This window comes from Blattabacterium sp. DPU, from assembly GCF_011290385.1.
Classification (GTDB): domain Bacteria; phylum Bacteroidota; class Bacteroidia; order Flavobacteriales; family Blattabacteriaceae; genus Blattabacterium.
Genome location: NZ_CP049785.1, coordinates 499,045 through 523,998 on the forward strand (window position 1 = coordinate 499,045; position 24,954 = coordinate 523,998).

At 26.0% G+C, this 24,954-nt stretch carries 22 protein-coding genes; 13 read left to right on the forward strand and 9 right to left on the reverse strand.

The annotated features are described in order from the left end of the window. Positions 1 to 588, forward strand: coding sequence for a bifunctional phosphoribosyl-AMP cyclohydrolase/phosphoribosyl-ATP diphosphatase HisIE (gene hisIE / locus G9C01_RS02470; protein WP_242673930.1), 588 nt, complete (start codon positions 1 to 3; stop codon positions 586 to 588). 2 nt (positions 589 to 590) lie between these two features. On the opposite strand, the gene G9C01_RS02475 is transcribed toward hisIE, so the two are convergent. From G9C01_RS02475 to rsmA, 3 genes are read right to left on the reverse strand one after another with little or no spacing between them, the layout of a single operon-like run. Beyond that, a complete protein-coding gene (locus G9C01_RS02475) occupies positions 591 to 1,202 on the reverse strand; it encodes a 7-carboxy-7-deazaguanine synthase QueE (RefSeq protein WP_166266002.1) in 612 nt (203 codons plus the stop codon). Positions 1,203 to 1,205: 3 nt separating this feature from the next. Then, positions 1,206 to 2,066, reverse strand: a complete 861-nt coding sequence (locus tag G9C01_RS02480; protein ID WP_166266433.1) for a bifunctional 5,10-methylenetetrahydrofolate dehydrogenase/5,10-methenyltetrahydrofolate cyclohydrolase — start codon at positions 2,064 to 2,066, stop codon at positions 1,206 to 1,208. After that, positions 2,066 to 2,839, reverse strand: coding sequence for a 16S rRNA (adenine(1518)-N(6)/adenine(1519)-N(6))-dimethyltransferase RsmA (gene rsmA / locus G9C01_RS02485; protein WP_166266436.1), 774 nt, complete (start codon positions 2,837 to 2,839; stop codon positions 2,066 to 2,068). The genes G9C01_RS02480 and rsmA overlap by 1 nt, the downstream gene beginning before the upstream one ends. Positions 2,840 to 2,918: 79 nt before the next feature. Between rsmA and serS the strand changes: the two genes are divergently transcribed. Next, positions 2,919 to 4,187, forward strand: a complete 1,269-nt coding sequence (gene serS, locus G9C01_RS02490) for a serine--tRNA ligase (RefSeq protein ID WP_166266005.1) — start codon at positions 2,919 to 2,921, stop codon at positions 4,185 to 4,187. Positions 4,188 to 4,199: 12 nt separating this feature from the next. Then, positions 4,200 to 5,162, forward strand: a complete 963-nt coding sequence (metF, locus tag G9C01_RS02495; RefSeq protein WP_166266008.1) for a methylenetetrahydrofolate reductase [NAD(P)H] — start codon at positions 4,200 to 4,202, stop codon at positions 5,160 to 5,162. 6 nt (positions 5,163 to 5,168) lie between these two features. On the opposite strand, the gene G9C01_RS02500 is transcribed toward metF, so the two are convergent. Both G9C01_RS02500 and G9C01_RS02505 read right to left on the reverse strand, forming a co-directional pair. Continuing rightward, entirely contained in the window at positions 5,169 to 6,152 is a 984-nt protein-coding gene (locus G9C01_RS02500; protein WP_166266011.1) for a pyruvate dehydrogenase complex E1 component subunit beta, read from the reverse strand. 135 nt (positions 6,153 to 6,287) lie between these two features. Beyond that, positions 6,288 to 6,944 (reverse strand): hypothetical protein, encoded by a 657-nt coding sequence (locus tag G9C01_RS02505; protein WP_166266014.1) that lies wholly within the window; start codon positions 6,942 to 6,944, stop codon positions 6,288 to 6,290. A gap of 155 nt (positions 6,945 to 7,099) precedes the next feature. Between G9C01_RS02505 and G9C01_RS02510 the strand changes: the two genes are divergently transcribed. Then, a complete protein-coding gene (locus G9C01_RS02510; protein ID WP_166266017.1) occupies positions 7,100 to 7,738 on the forward strand; it encodes a bifunctional nuclease family protein in 639 nt (212 codons plus the stop codon). A gap of 6 nt (positions 7,739 to 7,744) precedes the next feature. Here G9C01_RS02510 and G9C01_RS02515 read toward each other — a convergent pair whose 3' ends face one another. Next, positions 7,745 to 8,230, reverse strand: a complete 486-nt coding sequence (locus G9C01_RS02515; protein ID WP_166266020.1) for a dihydrofolate reductase — start codon at positions 8,228 to 8,230, stop codon at positions 7,745 to 7,747. Between the two features lie 33 nt (positions 8,231 to 8,263). Here G9C01_RS02515 and G9C01_RS02520 point away from each other — a divergent pair, with 33 nt between their 5' ends. Further along, positions 8,264 to 10,915: a valine--tRNA ligase gene (locus tag G9C01_RS02520; RefSeq protein WP_166266023.1), complete on the forward strand. Its 2,652-nt coding sequence runs from the start codon at positions 8,264 to 8,266 to the stop codon at positions 10,913 to 10,915. Positions 10,916 to 10,922: 7 nt separating this feature from the next. Here the strand turns inward: G9C01_RS02520 and G9C01_RS02525 are convergent, their stop codons facing one another. Genes G9C01_RS02525 through ndk form a run of 3 tightly spaced genes read right to left on the reverse strand, consistent with a single transcriptional unit; the run spans position 10,923 to position 12,797 of the window. After that, positions 10,923 to 11,666 (reverse strand): TPM domain-containing protein, encoded by a 744-nt coding sequence (locus tag G9C01_RS02525; RefSeq protein WP_166266026.1) that lies wholly within the window; start codon positions 11,664 to 11,666, stop codon positions 10,923 to 10,925. A 57-nt stretch (positions 11,667 to 11,723) separates the two neighbouring features. Further along, complete coding sequence (locus tag G9C01_RS02530) at positions 11,724 to 12,326, reverse strand: LemA family protein (protein WP_166266029.1); 603 nt, start codon at positions 12,324 to 12,326, stop codon at positions 11,724 to 11,726. Positions 12,327 to 12,341: 15 nt separating this feature from the next. Next, positions 12,342 to 12,797 carry a nucleoside-diphosphate kinase gene (ndk, locus tag G9C01_RS02535; RefSeq protein WP_166266032.1) on the reverse strand — a complete coding sequence of 152 codons (456 nt, stop codon included), beginning with the start codon at positions 12,795 to 12,797 and terminating at the stop codon, positions 12,342 to 12,344. Positions 12,798 to 12,900: 103 nt separating this feature from the next. Here ndk and G9C01_RS02540 point away from each other — a divergent pair, with 103 nt between their 5' ends. From G9C01_RS02540 to thrS, 8 genes are all read left to right on the forward strand, one after another. Further along, positions 12,901 to 15,345, forward strand: coding sequence for an alpha-ketoacid dehydrogenase subunit alpha/beta (locus G9C01_RS02540; RefSeq protein ID WP_166266036.1), 2,445 nt, complete (start codon positions 12,901 to 12,903; stop codon positions 15,343 to 15,345). A gap of 90 nt (positions 15,346 to 15,435) precedes the next feature. Continuing rightward, positions 15,436 to 16,497: a branched-chain amino acid aminotransferase gene (locus G9C01_RS02545; protein ID WP_166266039.1), complete on the forward strand. Its 1,062-nt coding sequence runs from the start codon at positions 15,436 to 15,438 to the stop codon at positions 16,495 to 16,497. 21 nt (positions 16,498 to 16,518) lie between these two features. Next, on the forward strand, positions 16,519 to 18,267 hold the full coding sequence (gene argS / locus G9C01_RS02550; protein WP_207573359.1) for an arginine--tRNA ligase: 1,749 nt from the start codon (positions 16,519 to 16,521) through the stop codon (positions 18,265 to 18,267). A gap of 27 nt (positions 18,268 to 18,294) precedes the next feature. Further along, positions 18,295 to 19,638 carry a signal recognition particle protein gene (gene ffh / locus G9C01_RS02555; RefSeq protein ID WP_166266045.1) on the forward strand — a complete coding sequence of 448 codons (1,344 nt, stop codon included), beginning with the start codon at positions 18,295 to 18,297 and terminating at the stop codon, positions 19,636 to 19,638. A 120-nt stretch (positions 19,639 to 19,758) separates the two neighbouring features. Beyond that, positions 19,759 to 21,360, forward strand: a complete 1,602-nt coding sequence (locus tag G9C01_RS02560) for a glycerol-3-phosphate dehydrogenase/oxidase (protein WP_166266048.1) — start codon at positions 19,759 to 19,761, stop codon at positions 21,358 to 21,360. A gap of 22 nt (positions 21,361 to 21,382) precedes the next feature. Then, entirely contained in the window at positions 21,383 to 22,885 is a 1,503-nt protein-coding gene (glpK, locus tag G9C01_RS02565; protein ID WP_166266051.1) for a glycerol kinase GlpK, read from the forward strand. 12 nt (positions 22,886 to 22,897) lie between these two features. Continuing rightward, positions 22,898 to 23,644, forward strand: a complete 747-nt coding sequence (locus G9C01_RS02570) for an MIP/aquaporin family protein (protein WP_166266054.1) — start codon at positions 22,898 to 22,900, stop codon at positions 23,642 to 23,644. Between the two features lie 27 nt (positions 23,645 to 23,671). After that, complete coding sequence (gene thrS, locus G9C01_RS02575) at positions 23,672 to 24,931, forward strand: threonine--tRNA ligase (RefSeq protein ID WP_166266058.1); 1,260 nt, start codon at positions 23,672 to 23,674, stop codon at positions 24,929 to 24,931. The last annotated feature ends 23 nt before the right edge of the window (positions 24,932 to 24,954 follow it).

A 24,954-nucleotide genomic window follows, 5' to 3' on the forward strand; every position in this document is an offset into this window, starting at 1 on the left:
ATGAAAATAAATTTTAAAAAAGGTTTGATCCCTGTAATTGTTCAAGATTCAAAAACAGATAAAGTATTAATGCTAGGGTATATGAATGATGAAGCTTACAAAAAGAGCATTGATGAAAAAAAAGTTACTTTTTATAGTCGATCAAAAAAAAGATTGTGGACTAAAGGTGAAATAAGTAAAAATTATCTTTTAATTCAAGACATATTAATAGATTGTGATAAAGATACATTATTAATTAAGGCAATACCAACAGGTCCTATTTGTCACGAAGGTTCAGATACATGTTGGAAAGAAATGAACAATAAAAATTTTATATTTCATTTGGAAAATATAATATCGGATAGAATCAAAAAAAAACAAGAAAATTCTTATATATATCAATTATCAAAAAAAGGGATCAACAAAATATCTCAAAAATTAGGAGAAGAAGCTGTAGAACTTATCATTGAATCCAAAGACAATAATAAAAATTTATTTTTAAATGAGTCAGCAGACTTACTTTTTCATTATCTCATTCTTTTGAAAGAAAAAGGATTTAAAATACAAGACGTGATTAATATTCTAGAAAATAGACATTCAAAATCTTAATTTTAAGGAATGTTTAATATTTTATGAATTTGTAAAGATATTCTCCATTTAGGATTTTCTTTGATATAAGAAATTATTTTTGGAATAATATTTTCTATATTATTCCATTCGGGTTGTAAAAATAAAAAACAGTTAGGATCTACTATATAAGTAGATTGCTTTTCTGCGAAAAAAAAATCTTTTTCATCGGAAATTACAATTTTTAATTCATTTATTTTTTTATAATTTTCTCGTAAAGGAAGTTTTATTTTTTTAGGAGAAATTGTTATCCAATCTAAATATTCATCTTTTATAGGATAAGAACCTGAAGTTTCGATATGAATACGATATCCTTTTTTTTTTAATTTTTTAATTAAAGGATACAAATTCCACATTGTAGGTTCTCCTCCGGTAATTACAATAGTTTTTACTTTATAATTTTTGATATTATCAATAATTTTATGAATTGGAATAAAATCCTTTTTTTTTATATACCAACTTTCTTTAGTATCGCACCAATTACATTTTATATTACATCCTTCAAAACGAATAAAATATGCAGCTGTTCCACAATAATGTCCCTCTCCTTGAATAGAAAAAAATGATTCTTTTATAGGATAACTAATTTCTTTCATATTCTATCTATTATTTAATGCGGCTATTAAAGTATTTTTTAGGAGCATAACACGAGTCATAGGACCTATTCCTCCTGGAACGGGAGTTAGATAAGAAGCTTTTCCATTAACACTATCGAAATCGACATCTCCTAGTATTTTTTTTTCATAATTATTGATTCCTACATCTATAATAATAGACCCTTCTTTAATCATTTTTCCTTTAAGAAATCCTGGTTTTCCTACGGCCACTATAATAATGTCGGCTTGTTTAGTATAATATTCTATATTCGGAGTTTTACTATGAGTAAGAGTTACTGTACTATTTCCAGGATGATTTCTTCTACTCATAAGTATACTTATTGGTCTTCCCACTATCTTGCTTCTTCCAATTATTACAGTATGTTTTCCAGATATTTTAATTTTATATTTATCTAAAATGGTTAATATACCTAATGCAGTAGCAGGAAAAAAAGCTTTCATGTCTAAAGCCATTTTTCCAAAATTTTCAGGATGAAATCCATCTACATCTTTTGTAGGATTGATAGTTAAAATTACTTTGTCTTGATTTATATGTTTTTCTAAAGGAAATTGTACAATAAAACCATCTATGTATGGATTTTGATTCATTTTTTTTATTTCTTCGAGTAATTTTTTTTCTAAAGTATTTACAGGTAAATGGATTAAAGAATATTTAATTCCAATATTTTTGCATTCCTTAATTTTATTATTAACATATGTTATGCTAGAACGGTTATTTCCTGTTAAAATAATACCAAGATGAGGAATTCGTTTATTTTTATTTAATATTTCTTTTTCTAAAGTATGGGATATTTCACTTCTTATTTCTGTAGCTAACATATTTCCATCTAATAATTTAGTAATCATTTTCTAATTTCTATTTCTTTTGTTAATTGAAGGAATTCTTTTACAGATAATTCTTCTGCTCTTTTATTTAAGAATGGCATTTTATGAAAATTTTTAATATTTTTGAATAATTGTAAAGAATTTTTTAGTTTTTTTCTTCTTTGATTAAAAGCGGCTTTAACACATTGAAACAATATATTTTTATTGCAAGAAATAGGTTCATTTTTTCTTTTTAAAGAGATGACGGCAGATTGTACATTAGGTATTGGATAAAAAACCTTTTCTTTTACGGGAAAAAGATATTTCACATTATAAAATGTTTGGACCAACACTGATAAAATTCCATAAGTCTTTTTTCCTTTATGAGATGTTATCCGTTTTGCCACTTCTTTCTGAAACATTCCTACACATTCTGGAATGTAGAGACTATATTTTAATATATGAAATAATATTTGAGAAGAAATTTTATAAGGAAAATTACCAATAATTGCAAAATTATTTAAGTTTATTTCTTTAGGATTCCATTTTAAGAAATTTTTATGTATAATTTGATTCTTAGAAATCAAGAATTTATTTTTTAGAAAATAAATTAATTCTTGATCAATTTCTATCAAAAAAATATGATTATATGGATTATTTAATAAATATTGAGTTAGAATTCCTAATCCTGGTCCAACCTCTACCACTGTATTGTAATTTTCAAAAGAAAGATGATTAACAATTTTTTTAGCTATATTTTGATCTTTCAGAAAGTGTTGATCAAATTTTTTTTTAAAAAAAAGTTTATGCATTTGCATTCTGTGCATTATGCAAATATAGAAATTTTTATTCGTATATTGTGTTACATATGATTGTAGTTTTTCATATGATATGCTTCAAACCTCTTTTATACGAAAAAATAAAGAAAAAGTTTTATTGGGATTGGAAAAACGTAATTTCCAAAAATTATATCTAATTAATGAAATATTAATTTTAGACGAAAAAAAAAAAATAGCTCAAAATATTTTAAATAAAATATTACAAGAAGAAAATTTAATATCGAAAAAAATAGGAAAAATTATAAATTCATATAATAATGATTTTCAAATAAAATCTTTAAAAGAAAAATCTTTTTTTCTGAAAAAAAAAAGAAAAAATACTAATATTCAATTAGAAAAAATTTCTAAAAATTTGGAAAAGAAATTAAATCAGATACCTAATATTCCTGATGAAAAAATAAAAAAAAATTATGAAAAAAATGATATTCTTTTCCAAGAAGGAGAAACTCATTGTTCCATTATAAATCCTCTACCTCATTGGGATTTATCAAAAAAATTTTGTTTATTTGATTCAAATTTAGGAACCAAAATATGTGGTTCTGGTTTTACAGTTTATATGGGAAAAGGTGCTAAATTACAAAGAAGTTTAATTCAATATTTTTTGGATCAAAACATACAAGCATCATATAAAGAATATAGTTTACCTTATCTTGTTAATGAAAAATCTGGATATGCTACAGGACAAATTCCTGATAAAGAAAATCAAATGTATTTCATAGAAAAAGATAACTTTTATTTAATTCCTACTGGAGAAGTTCCTATTATGAATTGTTTTAGAAATAGAATTCTTACAGATTTAGATCTTCCTATTAAAGCTACTACTTATACTTCTTGCTTTAGAAGAGAAGCCGGTTCTTATGGTTCAAAAGTGAGAGGATTAAATAGATTACATCAATTTGAAAAAGTTGAAATTATTCAAATAACAACCCCATATACTTCTTCTTATTCTTTAAAGGAAATGATTTCACATATAAAAAATATTTTAAAATCTTTAAATCTTCCCTTTCGTCTCGTTCGTTTAAGTGGTCCAGATCTTGGATTTTCTTCTGCTATAACTTATGATTTTGAAATTTATTCTACAGTACAGAAAAAATGGTTAGAAGTCAGTTCTATATCAAATTGTACTAATTTTCAGTCTAATAGATTACATCTCAGATATAAAACTATTACAGGAAATATAGAATTGTGTCATACTCTTAATGGTAGTGCTTTAGCTTTGCCGCGAATTATGGCTGCTTTATTAGAAAATAATCAAACCGAAAATAGAATTAATATTCCTAAAGTTTTGGTTCCTTATACAAAATTTGATCATATTAAATAAAATTTTTATGTTATGAAAGTGACTGAGCATATAGCTAAAGCAAAAAAAAGCTTATTTTCTTTTGAAATTTTACCTCCTTTAAGAGGACGTGATATAAAAGATATATTTTATACTTTAGATCCATTAATGGAATTTAGTCCTCCTTTTATTGATGTGACTTACCATCGTGAAGAATTTATTTATGTAGAAAAAGATAATGGACTTTTGCAAAGAAGGACAATTTCAAGACGTCCAGGAACCGTAGGTATTTGTGCGGCTATTATGAACAAATATGGAGTAGATGCAGTTCCTCATCTAATTTGTGGAGGATTTAGTAAACAAATGACGGAAAATGCTTTAATAGATTTAAATTTTTTAGGAATAGATAATGTTTTAGTTCTTAGAGGTGATCCTCTAAAATCTGAAAAAAATTTTATTGCACAAAAAGATGGACATAAATATGCTGTAGAACTTGTAAAACAAGTTAAAGATTTAAATATAGGAAAATATCTTGATAAAACTGTTGTTGAAAAAAAAGAATCTCCGTTATTTAATTTCTGTATCGGAGTCGCAGGATATCCAGAAAAACATTTAGAAGCTCCAAATATAGAAAGTGATTTATTTTTCTTGAAAAAAAAAGTAGAAGCAGGAGCTGATTATATTGTGACTCAAATGTTTTTTGATAACAAAAAATTTTTTAATTTCGTAGAAAAATGTAGATCAGAAGGAATTTCTGTTCCTATTATTCCTGGCATAAAACCTATTTCATCGAAAAAACAACTAAATGGTCTTCCTTCTCGTTTTTATCTAAATATTCCTAATGAATTAGTACAAGAAATAGAAAAAGTAAAAGATAAAAAAAACATTTATCATATTGGAATTGAATGGGCCATCCATCAATCTAAAGAATTAAAAAATTCTGGAGTAAAAGTGATCCATTATTATACAATGGATAAACCAGAAAATATTTACAAAATTGTACAAGCTATTTATTGATTTTTCTTATATATTTAAATAAAGAGTTTTTTTTATAGTTTTGATTATTTTTTCTTCATTAGGGAACCAATTTCCTACTAAATTAGGAGCATAAGGAGCGGGAGTATCTAACAAAGATACTCTACTAATAGGAGCATCAAGATAATCAAAGGCTTTTTTTTGTATAAAATATGAAATTTCAGAAGCTACAGATGAAAAAGGCCATGATTCTTCTAAAATTACTAAACGATTAGTTTTTATGACAGAAAGTAGTATAGATTCATAATCTAATGGACGTATAGTGCGAATATCTATAACCTCTACACTAATGTTTTCTTTCTCTAATTGAGATGCTATGTTTAATGCGATTTTCATAATTTTTCCAAAAGAAACTAAACTAACATCAGTTCCTTTTTTTTTGACATCTGCTTTTCCAATAGGAATAGTATATTCTTTATCTGGAATCATCATTGTATCTCCATACATTTGTTCAGATTCCATAAAAATTACTGGATTATTATCTCTGATAGAAGATTTTAAAAGACCTTTTGCATCATAAGGATTGCATGGAATAACCACTTTTAATCCAGGACAACTTGCATACCAGCTTTCAAAAGATTGAGAATGAGTTGCCCCTAATTGCCCAGCAGAACCAGTAGGCCCTCTAAAAACAATAGGTATATTCCATTGTCCCCCACTCATATAATATATTTTTGCCGCATTATTGATAATTTGATCCATGGCTACCAAAGAAAAGTTGAAAGTCATAAACTCAATAATAGGTCTACACCCATTCATAGCAGAACCTATTCCTATTCCCGAAAATCCTAATTCAGATATAGGAGTATCAATAATTCTTTTTGGTCCAAATTCTTCTAGCATTCCTTTAGAAGCTTTATAAGCTCCATTATATTGAGCTACTTCTTCGCCCATAAGATAAATTGTGTTATCTCTTCTCATTTCTTCACTCATAGCTTCTGCTATAACTTCACGAAAACTTTTTCTTTTCATACACATACACATATAATTAGGGGTCAGTCTTTCAATTTCATTTTCACTGAAAAATGGAAAAACGGAAAAGAAAGAAAATCTTTCTTTTCCGCTTTTCCGTTTGATTTTTTTAAAAATACTTGATTCATTCTTTCTTTATATATTCATTTTTTCTTGATTCATTTTTTTTCTTTCTTTATACATTCTTCTTTCTTTTTCTTTTCTTTTTTTATAAAAAAATTCTTGTTTTTTTCGTAAAGTCATTTCTTCATCTTTTGTATCTGTTATTGTTTTTAACAATTTATGTAAAAAGATGTTTTTCTCTTTAAGTACTTTTAATTTTTCTTTTCCTAATTTTTTCTTATTTTCAAATTCTTTTTCAGCTCGTATTTGTTCTTCTGACCCTAGAGGTTTCAATCTCATTATCATTTTGTTTTTTGTCATTTGATCCAAAATATCCTTTTGGATTTCTGCCAATTTGTTGTATTCATCAAAATATTTTACTCTGTCTTCCTCTAATTCTTCTATTTTCACTCCTATTTCTTTAATTTTTATAGATAAATCTTCAGGATCTATCTCATCAAAATTAAAATTTTCAGGATTTTTATCCGAATCATAATAAACATTTGGAATAGGGGCATCATCAGCATCAGGATTGTCAGGAGGATCAGGGTTAGAAGAAGTAGCTACATTAGGGTTATTATTATTCCCGTCATATTCTTCTCCTGCAGAAGTCATATCATCATTACAGGAAATCATAAATCCTAATGTTATAAAAATTGTGGGAATCAAAAATTTAAAGGAAGTATTCATAATAAAAATTTTTAATATTATTATTAAATATATAAAAAAATTCTTACGTGTAAATAAGAATTTTATTATATTTTATTATATTTTTGACAAAACCATCCTTCCAAATGTAGTATATTTGGAACAATGGTTAGATTTATTATAATTTATATATTCCTATGAATCAGTTCATTAGATTAGTTATACGAGGGATTTCCTTAAGTCAAATACAATCTGGGATATATGTTTTATTACTTGAAGAAGAATCTGGAAAAATAAAGCTTCCAATTATTATAGAAAGTTCACAAGCTCAGTCTATTGCTTATGCTTTAGGGAAAAGAGATCCATCTAGATCTTTTACTCATGATTTATTTCTTTCTTTTGCAAGAATATTCCATATTCGATTAAAAGCCATAGTTATATATAAACTAGTAAATGGAATATTTTTTTCTTATTTATTGTTAGAAAAAGATTCTATAAAAAAAGAAGAAAAAGAAATAAAAGAATATAAAATAGATTCAAAAACATCGGATGCTGTTGCTTTAGCTGTACGTTTTCAAGCTCCTATTTATACAACAAAAGAAATTTTAGATAAAGCTGGAATTTATTTTGAAAATGGATTTCCTATGGATAAAGAAAATGATCCTTATGAAACAGGAGCAGAAAATAGTACTCTTCTTTTTTTCAAAGAAAAAAGTAAACAAGATTTAGAAAATATGACTGAGAAAGATTTAAATGTTTTACTCAATCATGCAGTAAACAATGAATGTTATGAACTTGCAGCAAGAATAAAAAAAGAATTAGATAGAAGAGAATAAATTAATTTATTTTTTTTCAAATCTAATAAAACTATAATTGAATAAATGATTTTTATCTTTTTCATAAATAAACTCATGCATTTTTTTCCACTGTTTTAGATTTATTTTTGGAAATTTAGTATCCCCATGAAATTTCTCATGAACAAGTGTTAATTCTATAACATGTGCTTTTTCTATTATAGAGGTGTATGTTTTTTCCCCTCCTATAACAAATATTTTATCGCATGTTAAATTTTCTATTTGTTTTGTAGAAGAAATAATTCTAATATTTTTTTGATTTTTAAAATTGATTTTTTTTTTTGTTAAAATGAGATTATTCCTTTCTGGAAGTATTTTTCCTATAGATTCAAAAGTTTTTCTTCCCATTAAAACTGTTTCTCCCGTAGTTAGATTTTTAAAACGTTTTAAATCATTAGGCAAATGCCACATTAATTGATTATTTTTTCCTATAAATCCATTTCTTGAAATAGCAGCAATCAGTATAATTTTCATGATTATTTCAATTTTTTTTATATTTTTAAATTTATGGATATTCCAATTAAATATGATCCCAAATCCGTGGAGAAAAAAAGATATCATTATTGGATGAGGAAAAATTACTTTTCATCTTATCCAGACGATAGAATTCCTTATACTATAATAATGCCTCCTCCAAATGTAACTGGAGTTCTTCATATAGGACATATGTTGAATAATACAATACAGGATGTATTGATTAGACATGCTAGAATGAAAGGATATAATACTTGTTGGATTCCAGGAGTAGATCATGCATCTATTGCAACAGAAGCTAAAGTTATACACCAATTAAAAAAAAGAGGATTGTCGAAAATTGTTTTAGGAAGAGAAAAATTTTTGTTTCATGTCATGAAATGGTCTAAAAAATATAAAAACATTATTTTTGAACAACTTAAAAAGTTAGGATGTTCATGTGATTGGAATCGTACCCAATTTACGATGAGTCCTAAATTATCTAGATCTATAACAAAAGTTTTTATTAATTTGTATGATAAGGGATATATATATAGAGGATATCATGTTGTTAATTGGGACCCAGAAGCTCAAACTACCCTTTCGGATGAAGAAATTATTTATAAGGAACATATTGGTAAACTTTATTATTTAAAATATAAAATAAAAGGAGAAGAAAATTATGTTACTATAGCTACAACTCGTCCAGAAACCATATTTGGTGATACAGCAATTTGTTTTCATCCAGATGATATGCGTTATTATCATTTGAAAGGAAAATATGCTCAAATTCCAATAATTAATAGATATATTCCAATAATACAAGATTCATATGTAGATCCTAATTTTGGAACTGGATGTTTGAAAATAACTCCAGCTCATGATATATATGATAAAAATATAGCAGATAAACATAAATTGAAAATAATAGACATTTTCAATAAAAATGCAACTCTAAATGATAAAGGTCTTCATTATAAAGGGATGGATCGTTTTGAAGTAAGAAAAAAAATTATAGAAGAACTTTATCAATTGCAAGCGATACAAAATATCGAAAAATATAATCATAAAATAGGATTCTCAGAAAGAACTTTATCTGTAGTAGAACAAAGATTATCTATTCAATGGTTCTTAAAAATGAAAAAAATGTCTATTCCTGCTATAGAAGCAGTGAAAAAAGGAAATATTCAATTTTATCCCAAAAAATTTTATAACATTTATTTTAAATGGATGAATAAAATTCGTGATTGGAATATATCTAGACAATTATGGTGGGGACATCGTATTCCTGTCTATTATTATGGTAAAGGAATTAATGATTTCGTAGTCGCAGAAAGTTTAGAAAAAGCATTAAAAAAAGCGAGATGTAAAAGTCAAAATCCATATTTAAGTTATAATGAAATAAGGCAAGATCCAGATGTTTTAGATACTTGGTTTTCCTCTTGGTTATTGCCTATATCTATATTTGATGGAATACATCATCCTTATAATCATGAAATTTGTTATTATTATCCTACTGAAGAAATAGTAACAGGTTCAGACATATTATTTTTTTGGGTTGCACGTATGATTATGTCTGGTTTTTTATTGAAAAATCATAAACCTTTTAATAAGGTTTATTTTACTGGAATTGTCAGAGATTATAAAAATAATAAAATCTCAAAATCATTAAATAATTCTCCAAATCCTATAGATTTAATTAATAAATATGGGGCAGATGCTGTTCGTATGGGACTTATGTTAAAAAATAGTGCAGGAAAAGATTTTCATTTTGAAGAAAAAATATGTGTACAGGGAAGAAATTTTTCTAATAAAATATGGAATGCTTTTCGTTTAATTCAAAGTTGGGAAGTAACAAAAGATCAATATGTTTCTGATTCCTCTTTACTTGCTATTGAATGGGTTAGAAATCGTTTTTATTATATTTTAGATATATATGAAAAATATTTCCAAAAATATAAGTTGGACAAATCATTAATGGTTTTATATAAGTTTATTTGGTATGATTTTTGCACTTTTTTTCTAGAAATTGTAAAACCTATTTCAGGAAAAAAATATATTCCAGAAATGGTATATTTAAATGTTATTCAATTTTTTGAAAATATATTGAAACTCTTACATCCATATATGCCTTTTATTTCAGAAGAGATTTGGAATCTAATTAGAAAAAGAAAATCAAAAGAAGCTCTTATTATTTCTTCTTGGCCTGAAAAAAAATTTTATGATTATAATATTTTAGTTTCTTTCGAAAAAGCAACTGAAATAATATCTGAAATACGTAATATTAGAAATCAGAATCATATTTCTCATAAAAAAAGTCTTGTTTTATTTTCTATAAGAAAAAAAGAAAAAGAAGAAAAAAAATATGATCCCATTATATTGAAACTAGCCAATTTAGAGAAAATAATTCCTGTATCAGAAAAACCAGAAAATGTCCCATTTTTTTCTTTTTTGTTAGATACAGATCAATTTTTTTTATTATTAGATCGTAAAAAGGGGAATTCAAATCATATGGATATTATTAAAATTGAAAATAAAATTCAATATTTTAATAATTTATTATCTATGATTAGAAAAAATTTATATAACAATAAATATGTGACTTCTGTTCCAAAAAATTTACTTTTGAAAGAAAGAAAAAAAGAAAATGATACATTAAATAAAATCGCTAAACTGAAAGAATATTTAGAATATTTAAAAAAATAAGGAGATTTTACCATTCACTACTACTACCTCCTCCTCCAAAATTTCCTCCTTCTCCAAATCCATCAAAATTATCATCATGATCATGATATAAATTTTTATCTCTAAATAAAAAATTTGTTAAAAATAATGTCATTAATAATGAAGAATCTGTTGTTTTATTCATATAAAAAAAATAAAATAAAAAAAATATCATTAAAAAAATACCAATAATGATGAACACTTTATATCTTTCAGAAATGCGATTATTCTGTTTTTTTTGAAATTTATTTTTTAAAATTTTAAATATTTCTTTAGTTCCACAATCTATAGCTTGATAATAGAGATTATTTTTTAATATAGGTTTGATTTTTTTTATAATTTTTATAGTTAAAAAATCGGTAATATAAGGTTCTATCCCATATCCGTTTTGAATGGATATTTTTTTATCATGAATAGATAATAATATAATAATCCCATTATTCTTATGAATTTTTCCAATTTTCCATTTTTCTCCCCATTTAGAAGCTAATAAATTAGGATCTTCTCCATGAAGATCCTGAATGATAGAAACTAAAATCTCTGTCGATGTCACTTCAGAATATGAAATAAGTTTTTGATTTAATTCTTTTATTTGTTTTTTAGATAAAACTCCGACATAATCCTGAATAGGATATATTTTTTTTGGGGCCTCAGGAATATTAAATTGTCCTTGTATTAAATTCGAACAAAAAAAAATTAAAATAATTAAAATAGATTGAATAATTTTTTTCATGATCTTTTTGAATTGCTCCTATGCATTTTGATCCTTCAATCTCATAATCATATTTTTTTATTTTCCAAAATCTATAATTGGAGAATTTTTCGATTCTATTTGAGATTGGAAATATCCTTTTTCTTTGAACTGATCAAAAAAGCTTGCAATTCCAATTTTTGGAAACTGGTTTCTATAAGTATTGAAATTATTTACTTTTTCATTAAAACGATTTCTTTCTACATTAATACGGTTTTCTGTTCCTTCTAATTGATTTTGCAATTCATAAAAATTTTGCGTTGATTTAAGATTAGGATAATTTTCAACAATTAATAACAATCTATTTACAGTATTGTTTAAGTGATCTTGTGCTTGTTGGAATTTACTTATTTGATTTTGATTTAAATCATTTCTATTTATAGAAATAGAAGTTGCCTTTGCTCTAGCTTCTATAATTTGATTGAATGTATTTTTTTCAAAATTAGCAGATCCTTTTACTGTATTTACCAAGTTAGGAATTAAATCAACTCTACGTTGATAAACATTTTCTACTTGTCCCCATTGTTTTTTAATATTTTCGTTAAGTTTGACAAGTTGATTGTATGTATTAATAATCCATAATACAGTTACAAATGTCAATATAAAAATTGAGGAAATAACTATCAGAAAACTTTTTTTCATATGAAAAAAAAATTTTTAATTACAAATTTTATTAAAAAAAATTTCTCTATTAGAAAAATAAAATAAACATTCTTTAAAAGCATTTTTATTACTATCAGATCCATGTATAGCATTTTTTTCTAAAGAAGTAGCATATAAATTTCGTATAGTTCCTTTTTGTGCATGTATTGGATTTGTGTCTCCTATTAAAATTCTAAAATCTTTTACAGCATTTTCTTTTTCTAGAATTGCAGATACAATTGGTCCAGAAGACATAAATTTGACTAAAGATTCAAAAAAAAATTTTTTTTTATGTTCTGCATAAAATTTAGTAGCTGATTTTTTTGAAAGTTCTGTCATTTTTAATGCCACAATATGAAATCCTGCATGAACTATTTTAGATAAAATAGGTAGAACATATCCTTTTTGTACTGCATCTGGTTTTATAATAGAAAGAGTGATTTTTCCAAACATATGCATATGATCAATCATAATTTCTATTTTATTTCAAAAATATTTAAAATTAAATAAAGAAATTTACAAATGAAAATCCCTGTATTTTCATATAAAAAAATGTAAAAAAAAATGATAATTTATGAATTTAAACAAAAAAAAATCTATTGATGATGAAAAAACTGATTTTGATTTATTTAAAAAAACGGTTTTAAATGATTATAGATTAGCAAGAATTAGCCGTGAAACTAGCATATTGGGCAGAAAAGAAGTTTTAAATGGAAAAGCTAAATTTGGAATATTTGGAGATGGAAAAGAAATTCCTCAATTAGCTATGGCAAAAGTTTTTAAAAATGGAGATTATCGGTCTGGATATTATAGAGATCAAACATTTATGATGGCTATTGGAGTTTTAACAGTAAAAAGTTTTTTTTCGCAATTATATGCACATTCAGATTTAGAAGCAGAACCAATTTCGTCTGGTAGAATGATGACGGCACATTTTGGAACACGTTTTTTGAATAAAGATGGATTTTGGAAAAATCTTATTGAACAGAAGAATTCTAGTGCAGATATTTCTTCTACTGCTGCCCAAATGCCTAGATTATTAGGATTAGCTCAAGCTTCTAAAATTTATAAAGAATTAAAAAACTTAAAAAAAACACATAAAATATTTTCTCATAATGGAAATGAAGTTGCATTTGGAACTATTGGAAATGCTAGTGTTTCTGAAGGATTATTTTGGGAAACATTAAATGCAGCTTCAGTTTTACAGATTCCAATGATACTTTCCATTTGGGATGATGAATATGGAATATCTGTTCCTAATAAATATCAATTTTCAAAACAAAATATTAGTGATCTTTTATCTGGATTTCATAGAAATATAAAAGAAAAAGGAATAGAAATTATTCGTGTAAATGGATCTAACTATATAGATCTAATAAAAACATATGTTAAAGCAGATCAAATTGCTCGTTATGAATATGTTCCTGTAGTCATACATGTAACAAATTTAACCCAACCTCAAGGGCATTCTACTTCTTCTTCACATGAAAGATATAAATCAAAAGAACGTTTAGAATGGGAAATGAATCATGATGGAATAAAAAAATTTAGAGACTGGATTTTAAATTTTAAGTTTGCAATTAATAAAAAAGATAAACGTAAAATAGCTGATGTTAATTCTCTAGATCAAATAGATATAGAAGCTAAAGAATATGTAATAAATGAAAAGGAAAAAGCTTGGAAAGCATTTAAAAAACCTATTGATAAAATTAAAAATGAAGTAATGAATATTTTGCATAAAATACAAAATAGTTCTGAAGAAAAAAAATGGATTCAAAAATATATCAATAAATATATTCAAGAATTACATAATGAAATCAAAAATATTCCTACAAAAAAATCAGTATTCCGTATCGCTAGAAAAGTATTGTATCTTTTATCAGAAATGCAATATAAGACGAAGTCTTATCTGATAAAATGGATTAAAAAAAAATACCAAAAAGAACAAGAAAATTATTCTTCGCATTTATATAGTATTTCTAAAAAAGCTTCGATTAAAATAACGGAAGTTTTTCCCCTTTATAATAATAATTCAAAAGTAGATGGTCGAATTGTATTAAGAGAAAATTTTGATAAATTGTTGGAATTACATCCTGATCTTTTAATATTTGGAGAAGATGTAGGAAAAATAGGAGATGTGAATCAAGGACTAGAAGGATTACAAAAAAAATATGGAAAAATTCGTGTTTTTGATACAGGAATCCGTGAATCTACCATCCTTGGGCAAGGAATAGGTCTTGCGATGCGTGGGCTTCGTCCTATAGTTGAAATTCAATATATAGATTATCTTTTATATGCTTTACAAATCATGAGTGATGATTTAGCTTGTTTGCAATATAGAACAAAAGGAGGACAAAAAGCTCCTGTTATTATTAGAACTAGAGGACATCGTTTAGAAGGAATATGGCATTCGGGTTCTCCTATGGGTGGTATTATTAATTATTTGAGAGGAATTTTAGTTCTTGTTCCAAGAAATATGGTAAAAGCGGCTGGATTTTATAATACTTTATTGTCTGGAGATGATCCTGCTTTAGTTGTTGAATGTTTAAATGGATACAGAATTAAAGAAAAGTTACCTAAAAACTTAGGTTTATTCAGAACACCTATTGGAATAGTAGAAAAAACAAGAAAAGGAGAAGATATTACTATGGTTACTTATGGTTCTACATGGAGAATTGTAAATGAAGCAGCTGAAGAGCTATCTAAAATTAATATAAATTCTGAAATTATCGATATTCAATCTTTATTACCTTTCGACTTACAAAAAGATATTGTTAAAAGTTTACAAAAAACTAATAGATTATTGATTATAGATGAAGATGTTCCAGGAGGGGCATCCGCTTATATTCTTCAAAAAATATTAGAAGAACAAAATGGATATTATTATTTAGATAGTCCTCCTATTACAATTACAGCTCAAGAACATCGTCCTCCTTATGGATCTGATGGAGATTATTTTTCAAAACCTTCTGTTGAAAATATTGTAGAAAAAGTATTAAAAATAATGCATGATAGTTAGAAAATTAAGTATTTTATTTTTTAATTTTTTTTTTTAAATACAATAATTGTTTATTATTATACTATTAATGTTTAATAATGTCCTTGTAACATGAAAATAGAAAGAACCTTGCATTCTAGAATTGGAGAAATGGATTTTGATAATATTGATTTTGGTAATCAATATTCAGATCATATGTTTTGTTCTGAATACAAGAATGGAAAATGGAAAAATTCTATTATTAAGCCTTTTGGAAAAATCATGTTTTCCCCTATTTCTCTTGTTTTTCACTATGGACAAGCTGTATTCGAAGGAATGAAAGCTTATAAAGATAAAAACGGAGAAGTTTTTTTATTTCGTCCAAAAGAAAATTTTAAAAGAATAAATAGATCTGCAATTCGTTTGGAAATGCCAATTATTCCAGAAAATATTTTTATGAATGGATTGAAAAGATTAATAGATATAGATAGGGGTTGGATTCCAAAAAATTATGGACAATCATTATATATTCGTCCTTTTTTAATTGCAACTAATGGAGTCTTATCCGCTAAACCTTCTAAAAATTACATGTTTATAATTATATCTACACCTGCAGATACCTATTACAAATATCCTTTAAAAATTAAAATAGAAGAAAAATATAGTAGATCTGCATCAGGAGGAGTTGGATTTACTAAAGCAGCGGGGAATTATGCTTCTTCTTTTTATCCTACTCGATTAGCTATCGAAAAAGGATTTGATCAAATATTATGGACAGACTCTTCTACTCATACAATGATAGAAGAATCAGGGACTATGAATGTTTTTTTCTATTTAAAAAATAAACTTATAACTCCAAAGGCCAATGATAATATATTAAGCGGAATTACTTGTAAGAGTATTCTATCTTTAGCGGATAAAGAAGGATTTTTAGTAGAAGAACGGGATTTAAGTGTTTCAGAAATTATAGAAGGATTAAAAACTGGAGAATTGAAAGAAGCTTTTGGTTGTGGAACTGCAGCTGTTATAAATTATTTTAAAACAATTAGTTATAAAGGAAATGATTTTTATTTACCAGATTTTCCAGAAGAAGAAAGAATATCTCTCTATTTAAAGAAAAAATTATTAGATATACAACATAACCTATCAGAAGATCCTTTTGAATGGAGAGTTCAATTAAAAAAATTTTTGTAAAAAATCATTCAATATATGAATATGAATGATCATTTTCAATCTATAGAGAAAATAGTAAAGGAATCCATATTTATTTTATATGAAATAAAATCTTGTCCTAAATTGGATTTTCAATATACTAAAAAAGAATATATAGGAGATATAACTTTAATTTTATTTCCCCTATCAAAAGAATTTAAGAAACCTGTAGAAAAAATAGGAAAAGATATAGGAAATTATGTAAAAAATAAATTCAAAGGATTAATACAATTTTCTATTATTAAAGGATTTTTAAATTTTATTTTCGAAAATGATTATTATGTTTATCTTCTAAAAAATATGTTAAATACAAATTTTTATGATTTAAAATATGATTCTAAAAAAATCATGATAGAATATTCTTCTCCTAATACAAATAAACCCTTACATTTAGGACATATTAGAAATAGTCTTATTGGAGCATCTATAGCTAAAATATTAAAAATAGTTGGACATAAAGTAATAAGAACTCAAATTATTAATGATAGAGGAATTCATATATGTAAATCTATGGTAACCTGGAAAAAGTTTGGAAAAGGAGAAACTCCTGATAGCGTTAAAATGAAAGGAGATCATTTTGTAGGAAAATATTATAATTTGTTTGACAAAATTTATCGTAAAGAAATTCAAGAATTATCTAAAAAAAAAATACCTATTCAGGATTCAATTTTAAATCAAGCTAGAGCATTATTAAAAAAATGGGAATTAGGAGATCCTACTGTTCGAAATATTTGGAAACAAATGAATCAATGGGTTTATGACGGCTTTGAAAAAACTTATAAAAAATTAGGAATTATTTTCGATAAAATTGAATATGAAAGTGATATTTATAAATGTGGAAAAAAAATTGTAGAAAAAGGTCTTAAAAAAGGAATTTTCTTTCAAAAAAAAGATGGATCCATTTGGATTGATTTAACCAATGAAGGTTTTGATCAAAAACTTTTATTACGATCTGATCAAACTTCCGTATATATTACTCAGGATATAGGAACAGCTGTAAAACGGTTTAAAAAATATGATATAGATCAAATCATATATATAGTAGGAAAAGAACAAGATTATCATTTTCAAGTTCTTTTCAACATATTAAAACGTTTAGGATATATATGGGTTAATAAATTATATCATTTATCTTATGAAATGGTATATTTACCTAGTGGAAAAATGAAATCAAGAGAAGGAAATATTGTAGATGCTGATAGCCTCATTTTAGAAATGTCTTCTATTGCAAAAAAAAATTTTTCAAAAAAGTTTTTTCAAGAAAAAGAATATTCTTCTGAAATAATAGGATTAGGTGCTTTAAAATATTTTTTTCTTAAAATAGATCCCCAAAAAAAAATAATTTTTCATCCTTTAAAATCTATAGATTTTAAAGGTAAAACAGGAACATATATTCAATATACTTATTCAAGAATTCGTTCTTTAGAAAAAAAATTTTTCAAATTATGTTCATTATTGAATTATTGCTGGTCAAATATAAAATTTGATATACATGAAAAAAATATGATCAAAATACTTCAAAAATATCCATTGATATTAAAAAAATCAGCAATATATTTAAATCCCTCTTTAATCGCAAATTATATTTATGAAGTATCTAAAACTTTTAATCACCTTTATCAAAATAAAAAATTAATAGATCCTTTAAACGTAATTTATAGTAATATGTCCATGAATATTATTCATGTAACAGGAAATGTTTTAAAATCTGGAATGAATTTATTAGGAATTAAAATGCTTGATCGTATGTAAAATATGTAAAAAAAATGTATACTTATTATGTTTGAACATTTACAAAACAAATTATCTGAAGCTCTTCATATTTTGAAAGGGCACAATACAATTACAGAAATTAATATAGCGTCTTCTATAAAAGAAATTGGACGAGCACTTGTAGATGCAGATGTTAATTATGAAATAGTTAAGGATTTTATTCAGAAAGTTAAAAAAAAGTCTATTGGTAAAAAAGTATTAACTTCTTTGAATCCAAAACAATTAATTACAAAAATTGTATACGATGAATTAGTTTCTCTTATGGGAGAAAAAAATGTCGAAATAAATTTCGATAAAAATCCTACTATTATTTTAATTTGTGGATTGCAAGGAAGTGGCAAAACTTCTTTTGCCTCTAAACTTGCTTTTTTTTTAAAAAAAAAAAATAAATCTCCTTTATTAGTTGCGGCAGATATTCATCGTCCTGCAGCTATAGATCAACTAAAATTGATTGTAGAAAAAGTAAATATTCCTGTTTTTTATTTAAAAGAAAGTAAAGATGTTGTAGAAATAGTAAATCAATCTATTTTATATGCTTATAAAAAAGAGAAAAATGTAATTATAATTGATACGGCTGGTCGATTAGGAATCGATGAAATCATGATGGAAGAAATTACAAAAATAAATAAATATTCCAAACCCAATGAAATTTTATTTGTTGTTGATTCCATGACTGGACAAGATGCTATAAATACGGCTCAATCCTTTTCAAAAAAGTTGAATTTTAATGGTATTGTAATAACAAAATTGGATGGAGATAGTAGAGGTGGTGTTGCTATAACTATGTCCAGTGTAATCAAAAGACCTATAAAATTTATTAGTAATGGAGAAAAAATAGAAGATTTAGAAATTTTTCATCCAGATAGAATAGCCAATAGAATATTAGGCAAGGGGGATGTTGTTTCCTTAGTAGAAAAAGTACAAGAACAATTTGATGAAAAAAAAACTAAAAAAATTTATAGTAAAATTTCAAAAAATCGTTTTAGTTTTAATGATTTATTAGAACAAATTCAACAAATTAAAAAAATAGGAAATATAAAAAATATTATTTCAATGATTCCTGGAATTGATAAGTATTTTTCCTTTTATGGAAATCAAAAAGATTCTTTTAAGAAAATAGAAGCGATTATTCATTCTATGACTCCTTATGAAAGAAACAATCCTAAGGTTCTTATTGATATCAAAAGAAAAAAAAGAATATCTAAAGGATCTGGAATATTGCTAAATCATGTAGATCTTTTTATTAAACAATTTTATGATATGAATAAAATTATGAAAAAAATTCATGCTCATTCAGAAAAAAAAATTATAAAAGATTTTATTTATCAAATGATTAATCAAAGAAAATAATGTATAATTATTAATTATAATTTTCTTTTATTGAAAATATTTTTAATTTTGTTCATTTAATATTTTAAAAATACCAATAAAATGGATATTTTGTTTGGAATTTGATATGAATGAAATATAATGAAAGTTCTTTTAAATAGAGGTAGATTTTTGAACATTTTAGAAAATGTAAATATTTGGGATATTATCATTATTGGAGGAGGAGCTACAGGATTAGGAATTGCTTTAGATTCCTCTTCTAGAGGATATAAAACTCTTCTATTAGAGCAATCTGATTTTTCTAAAGCCACTTCTAGTAGAAGTACTAAATTAGTTCATGGAGGAATACGATATTTAGCTCAGGGAAATATAAGGTTAGTTTATGAAGCTTTACGAGAAAGAGGTTTTTTATTAAAAAATGCTCCTCATTTGGTAAAAAAACAAAAATTTATTATTCCAATTTTTAATTGGAGGATGGGAATTATGTATTGGACTGGATTAAAATTATATGAGTGGTTGTCTGGTTCTTTAAGCTTTGGAAAATCTAGATATCTATCCAAAAATGAAATAATTAAAAATATTCCAGAAATTAAAAATACAGAGTTAAAAGGAGGTATTTTATATTATGATGGGCAATTTGATGACGCACGTTTAGCGATAAATATAGCACAAACTTGTGTTCAAAAAGGTGGGATATTATTAAATTATTTCCAAGTGAAAGGTTTACTAAAAAAAATGGGAAATAAAATTTCTGGAGTTATAGCCTGTGATCTTGAAACTAAAAAAAAATATTCTATTTATTCAAAAATAGTCATCAATGCTACTGGAGTTTTTTCTGATTCTATTTCAAGAATGGATAAATCTACATGTCCTATTTTTATTAAACCAAGTCAAGGAACACATATTGTATTAGATAAATCTTTTTTTAGTAGTTCAAATGCTATAGTTATTCCAAAAACTGCAGATGGAAGAGTATTATTTTGTGTCCCATGGTGTGATCATGTTTTAGTTGGAACTACAGATACTTTTTTGGAAAAAAGTGTTCTTGAACCAAAACCTTTAGAAAAAGAAATAGATTTTATATTACAAACTTTTAACAAATATTTTGTATTTCATACAAAAAAAAGTGATATATTAAGTGCATTCTCTGGATTGCGGCCTCTTTTTTTTCCTAAAAATTCTTGTTCTGATATTACTAAAACTAAAGATATTTCTAGATCTCATAAACTTATGATTAGTTCTTCTGGACTTATTAGTATTATAGGGGGAAAATGGACTACATATAGAAAAATGGCAGAAGATGCTGTTGATAAAGCTATCGAAATAGGAAAATTAAAAAAAATGCCTTCTGTAACAAAAAATCTTAGAATTTATGGATCCTATTCTTCATATAAAAGCCAAAATTATCATTGGAATAAATATGGAGAAGATGAATATCATATAAAGAGATTAATTGATAAAAATCCATTGTTGGGAGTTTCCTTAATTTCAAGAAATTCTTTTTCTTATACCGAAGCAGAAGTAATTTGGATGGTTCGTTATGAAATGGCGAGAACAATAGAAGATGTTTTAGCAAGAAGATTTCGTTTATTATTTTTAAATGCTAAAAAGGCAATAGATATAGCACCCAGAGTAGCTGCATTAATGTCTCAAGAACTTTCTAAAGATGAAAAATGGGAAAAATCACAAATAACGGCTTTCAAGAAGCTGGCAATGCAATACTATTATCCATCAGTTTTATAGTATTGACTATAGAAAAGTTTATATGTTTATGAAAAAATATGTGCTATCATTAGATCAGGGAACTACTAGTTCTAGAGCTATTATTTTTGATAAAATTGGAAATATTATTTCTATAGCTCAAAGAGAATTTACACAAATTTATCCTCATCCTGGATGGGTAGAACATAATGCAGAAGAAATATGGTCTACGCAAGCTTCAGTTGCTTTAGAAGCTATATTAAAGGCTAATTTAGAAGGAGAAAATATTGTATCAATAGGAATTACCAATCAAAGAGAAACCACTGTTGTATGGGATAAAAAAACGGGAGAACCTATTTTTAACGCTATAGTATGGCAAGATAGACGTACGTTTAAATATTGTGATCAGATTAAAAAAGAAGGATTAACCAAAATGATTAGAAAAAAAACAGGTTTAATTATAGATCCTTATTTTTCTGCTACGAAAATTAGATGGATATTAGAAAATGTACCTGGAGCTAAGAAAAAAGCTCATTCCGGATCTTTAGCTTTTGGAACTATAGATTCATGGTTAATATGGAATTTAACCGGTAAAGAAATTCATGTTACGGATGTAACTAATGCATCTAGAACTATGTTATTTAATATTCACACACTTAGTTGGGATCAAGAATTGATAAATTTATTTAATATTCCAATTACCATGCTTCCAGAGGTAAAATCTTCTAGTGAAATTTTTGGTTATACAACAGGACATATTTTATCCCATAAAATCCCTATATCTGGGATAGCTGGAGATCAACAAGCTGCTCTTTTTGGTCAGATGTGTACCAAAATTGGGATGGTGAAAAATACTTATGGAACAGGATGTTTTATGTTAATGAATGTAGGAAATAATCCTGTTTTTTCTAGAAATAATTTAATAACCACTGTGGCTTGGAAAATCAAAAATCAAGTTCAATATGCATTGGAAGGAAGTGTTTTTATTGCAGGAGCAGTTGTACAATGGCTCAGAGATGGACTTGGCCTTCTTTTATCATCGAATGAAGCGGAAATATTAGCTTCTTCAGTAGATAATACGGAGGGATTATATATGGTTCCAGCTTTTTCTGGCTTAGGTGCTCCTTATTGGGATCAAAAAGCAAGAGGAACTATTGTAGGAATAACAAGAGGAACTTCTTCTGCTCATCTTGTTAGAGCGGCATTAGAAAGTATTGCTTTTCAAAATATGGATGTATTAAAAGCTATGGAGGCTGATTCTGGTATTTCTATAAAAGAATTACGTGTAGATGGAGGGGCTACAGTAAATAAATTATTGATGCAATTCCAATCTGATATTTTAAATGTAAAAGTTGTAAAATCTAAAATTTCTGAGCTAACAGCGGCTGGAGCTGCCTATTTAGCTGGATTAGCTGTAAATTATTGGAGTAGTTTAGAAGATATTCAAGATAAATGGCAATTAGAACAGGTTTTTGAACCAAAAGAAATGTCTAATAGATTGGAAAGAATTCAAGGTTGGAAAAGAGCAATCAAAACAACTCGTTCCTGGTCAAATCAAATAAAATAAATATAAAATATAATGAAAGAAATATACGCGGAAATCATAGGAACAATGATTTTAGTGTTTTTAGGAAATAGTGTAATAGCAAATATTATTCTACCAAAAACTAAAGGACACAATAAAAATGGAGAATGGCTAACTATTACTATAGGATGGGCATTAGCTGTTTTTATGGGGATTACAGTTGCTGCTCCTTATAGTGGAGCTCATTTAAATCCATGTGTAACAATAAGTTTTGCAATAATTGGAAAATTCAATTGGAAAATGGTTCCCATTTATATTTTTTCTCAATTTATTGGAGCTATGTTGGGAGCTATATTAGTATGGTTTTTATACAAGGATTTTTTTCTTGAGAATCAAGAAGAACAAAAAAAATTATCTATTTTTGCGACAATTCCTTCTGGAAAAAATTCATTTTCCAATTTTTTGAGTGAAGTATTAGCTACTTTTATTTTTATATTCATTTCTTTATATCTTTCTACAGAAGGGACTCTTTTTCTTAAAAAAGAAAAGTATCCTATAGGTTTAGGTTCTTTAGGTGCCCTTCCTTCTGCTTTAGTAGTATTAGGTATTGTTTTATCATTAGGAGGAGTCACAGGTGCAGCTTTAAATCCAGCTCGTGATTTAGGCCCAAGAATTATCCATTCTATTATTCCTATTCCAGGAAAAGGAACAAGTAATTGGAATTATGCTTTGATTCCAATACTTGGACCTATAGTAGGATGTGTTGTCGCAGCCACATTATATTTATTTTTATCATCATAAAAATAAAAAAACTTGTAACTTATTTTTATGGATAAAGATAAGTCAGTTCCTATTTTAATAGATCATAGAAAAATAGGAAAAAAACTAAAATTTTTTGTGTTTTCTGATCGAGTAGGAACTGGATTACCTTTATGGTTGCCTAGAGGTACCATTTTTAGAAAAAATTTAGAAGAATTTTTAAATAACGTTCAAAATAAATCAGGATATGAAATGGTTGTAACTCCACATATTGGTCATAAAAAATTATATGTCATGAGTGGTCATTGGAGTAAATATGGAAAAGATCATTTTAAGCCGATTCACACTTCTCGTAAAGAAGAAGAGTTTCTTTTGAAACCTATGAATTGTCCTCATCATTGTGAAATTTATCGTTCGCAAGAATGGTCGTATCGTGATCTTCCTAAACGTTTTTCAGAATTTGGTACAGTCTATCGTTATGAACAAAGTGGAGAACTTCATGGTTTGACTAGAGTAAGATGTTTTACTCAAGATGATGCACATATTTTTTGCACTTATGATCAATTACTGGAAGAATTTAAGAAAGTAATTAATTTAGTTTTTTATGTTTTTCGTTCTTTAGGTTTTTTAACCTATACAATTAGAATTTCTCTTAGAGATCCTAAAAAAATAGATGATTATATAGGTTCAGAAAAAAATTGGGATAAAGCTGAAAAAGCTATACTACAAGTGGTTAAAGAAGAAAAAATAAATGCTTCTATTCATTATGGAGATGCAGCTTTTTATGGGCCAAAATTAGATTTTATTATTAAAGATTCTTTAGGAAGAGATTGGCAACTTGGAACAATTCAAGTAGATTATAATTTACCTGAAAGATTTGATTTGTATTACAAAGGAAAAAATAATGACAAATGTCGTCCCGTAATGATACATAGAGCTCCTTTTGGTTCATTAGAACGTATTATAGCTATTATGATAGAACATACAAAAGGAAATCTTCCATTATGGTTAGTTCCGGATCAAGCTGTGATACTTCCTGTAAGTGAAAAATATATAGTTTATGCAAAAAAAATTTTAAATTTAATGCATAATTACAATATTCGTGTATTTATTGATAAAAGAAACGAAAAAATTAATAAAAAAATTAGGGATTCTGAAGAAAATAAGATTCCTTATATGATAATTTTGGGAAGTAAAGAGGAAAAAAATGAAATGATGTCATTACGACGTCATGGATACGGACATTTAGGGATATTTTCTATTTCTTATGGAATAGAATCTATTTTGAATGAAATCAATTTTAAAACTAAAACTATAAAACTATTATAAAAAAGAAATTTTCAAGAGGTAAT

Coding starts and splice junctions, on each gene's coding strand:
- G9C01_RS02515 (WP_166266020.1), bottom strand. CDS start 8,230: ATGAAAATTATACTGATTGCTGCTATTTCAAGAAATGGATTTATAGGA.
- G9C01_RS02570 (WP_166266054.1), top strand. CDS start 22,898: ATGAAAGAAATATACGCGGAAATCATAGGAACAATGATTTTAGTGTTT.
- metF (WP_166266008.1), top strand. CDS start 4,200: ATGAAAGTGACTGAGCATATAGCTAAAGCAAAAAAAAGCTTATTTTCT.
- G9C01_RS02525 (WP_166266026.1), bottom strand. CDS start 11,666: ATGAAAAAAATTATTCAATCTATTTTAATTATTTTAATTTTTTTTTGT.
- serS (WP_166266005.1), top strand. CDS start 2,919: ATGCTTCAAACCTCTTTTATACGAAAAAATAAAGAAAAAGTTTTATTG.
- G9C01_RS02545 (WP_166266039.1), top strand. CDS start 15,436: ATGAAAATAGAAAGAACCTTGCATTCTAGAATTGGAGAAATGGATTTT.
- ffh (WP_166266045.1), top strand. CDS start 18,295: ATGTTTGAACATTTACAAAACAAATTATCTGAAGCTCTTCATATTTTG.
- G9C01_RS02540 (WP_166266036.1), top strand. CDS start 12,901: ATGAATTTAAACAAAAAAAAATCTATTGATGATGAAAAAACTGATTTT.
- thrS (WP_166266058.1), top strand. CDS start 23,672: ATGGATAAAGATAAGTCAGTTCCTATTTTAATAGATCATAGAAAAATA.
- ndk (WP_166266032.1), bottom strand. CDS start 12,797: ATGATTGATCATATGCATATGTTTGGAAAAATCACTCTTTCTATTATA.
- G9C01_RS02500 (WP_166266011.1), bottom strand. CDS start 6,152: ATGAAAAGAAAAAGTTTTCGTGAAGTTATAGCAGAAGCTATGAGTGAA.
- G9C01_RS02520 (WP_166266023.1), top strand. CDS start 8,264: ATGGATATTCCAATTAAATATGATCCCAAATCCGTGGAGAAAAAAAGA.
- G9C01_RS02475 (WP_166266002.1), bottom strand. CDS start 1,202: ATGAAAGAAATTAGTTATCCTATAAAAGAATCATTTTTTTCTATTCAA.
- hisIE (WP_242673930.1), top strand. CDS start 1: ATGAAAATAAATTTTAAAAAAGGTTTGATCCCTGTAATTGTTCAAGAT.
- argS (WP_207573359.1), top strand. CDS start 16,519: ATGAATGATCATTTTCAATCTATAGAGAAAATAGTAAAGGAATCCATA.
- G9C01_RS02505 (WP_166266014.1), bottom strand. CDS start 6,944: ATGAATACTTCCTTTAAATTTTTGATTCCCACAATTTTTATAACATTA.
- G9C01_RS02530 (WP_166266029.1), bottom strand. CDS start 12,326: ATGAAAAAAAGTTTTCTGATAGTTATTTCCTCAATTTTTATATTGACA.
- glpK (WP_166266051.1), top strand. CDS start 21,383: ATGTTTATGAAAAAATATGTGCTATCATTAGATCAGGGAACTACTAGT.
- rsmA (WP_166266436.1), bottom strand. CDS start 2,839: ATGCATAAACTTTTTTTTAAAAAAAAATTTGATCAACACTTTCTGAAA.
- G9C01_RS02560 (WP_166266048.1), top strand. CDS start 19,759: ATGAAAGTTCTTTTAAATAGAGGTAGATTTTTGAACATTTTAGAAAAT.
- G9C01_RS02510 (WP_166266017.1), top strand. CDS start 7,100: ATGAATCAGTTCATTAGATTAGTTATACGAGGGATTTCCTTAAGTCAA.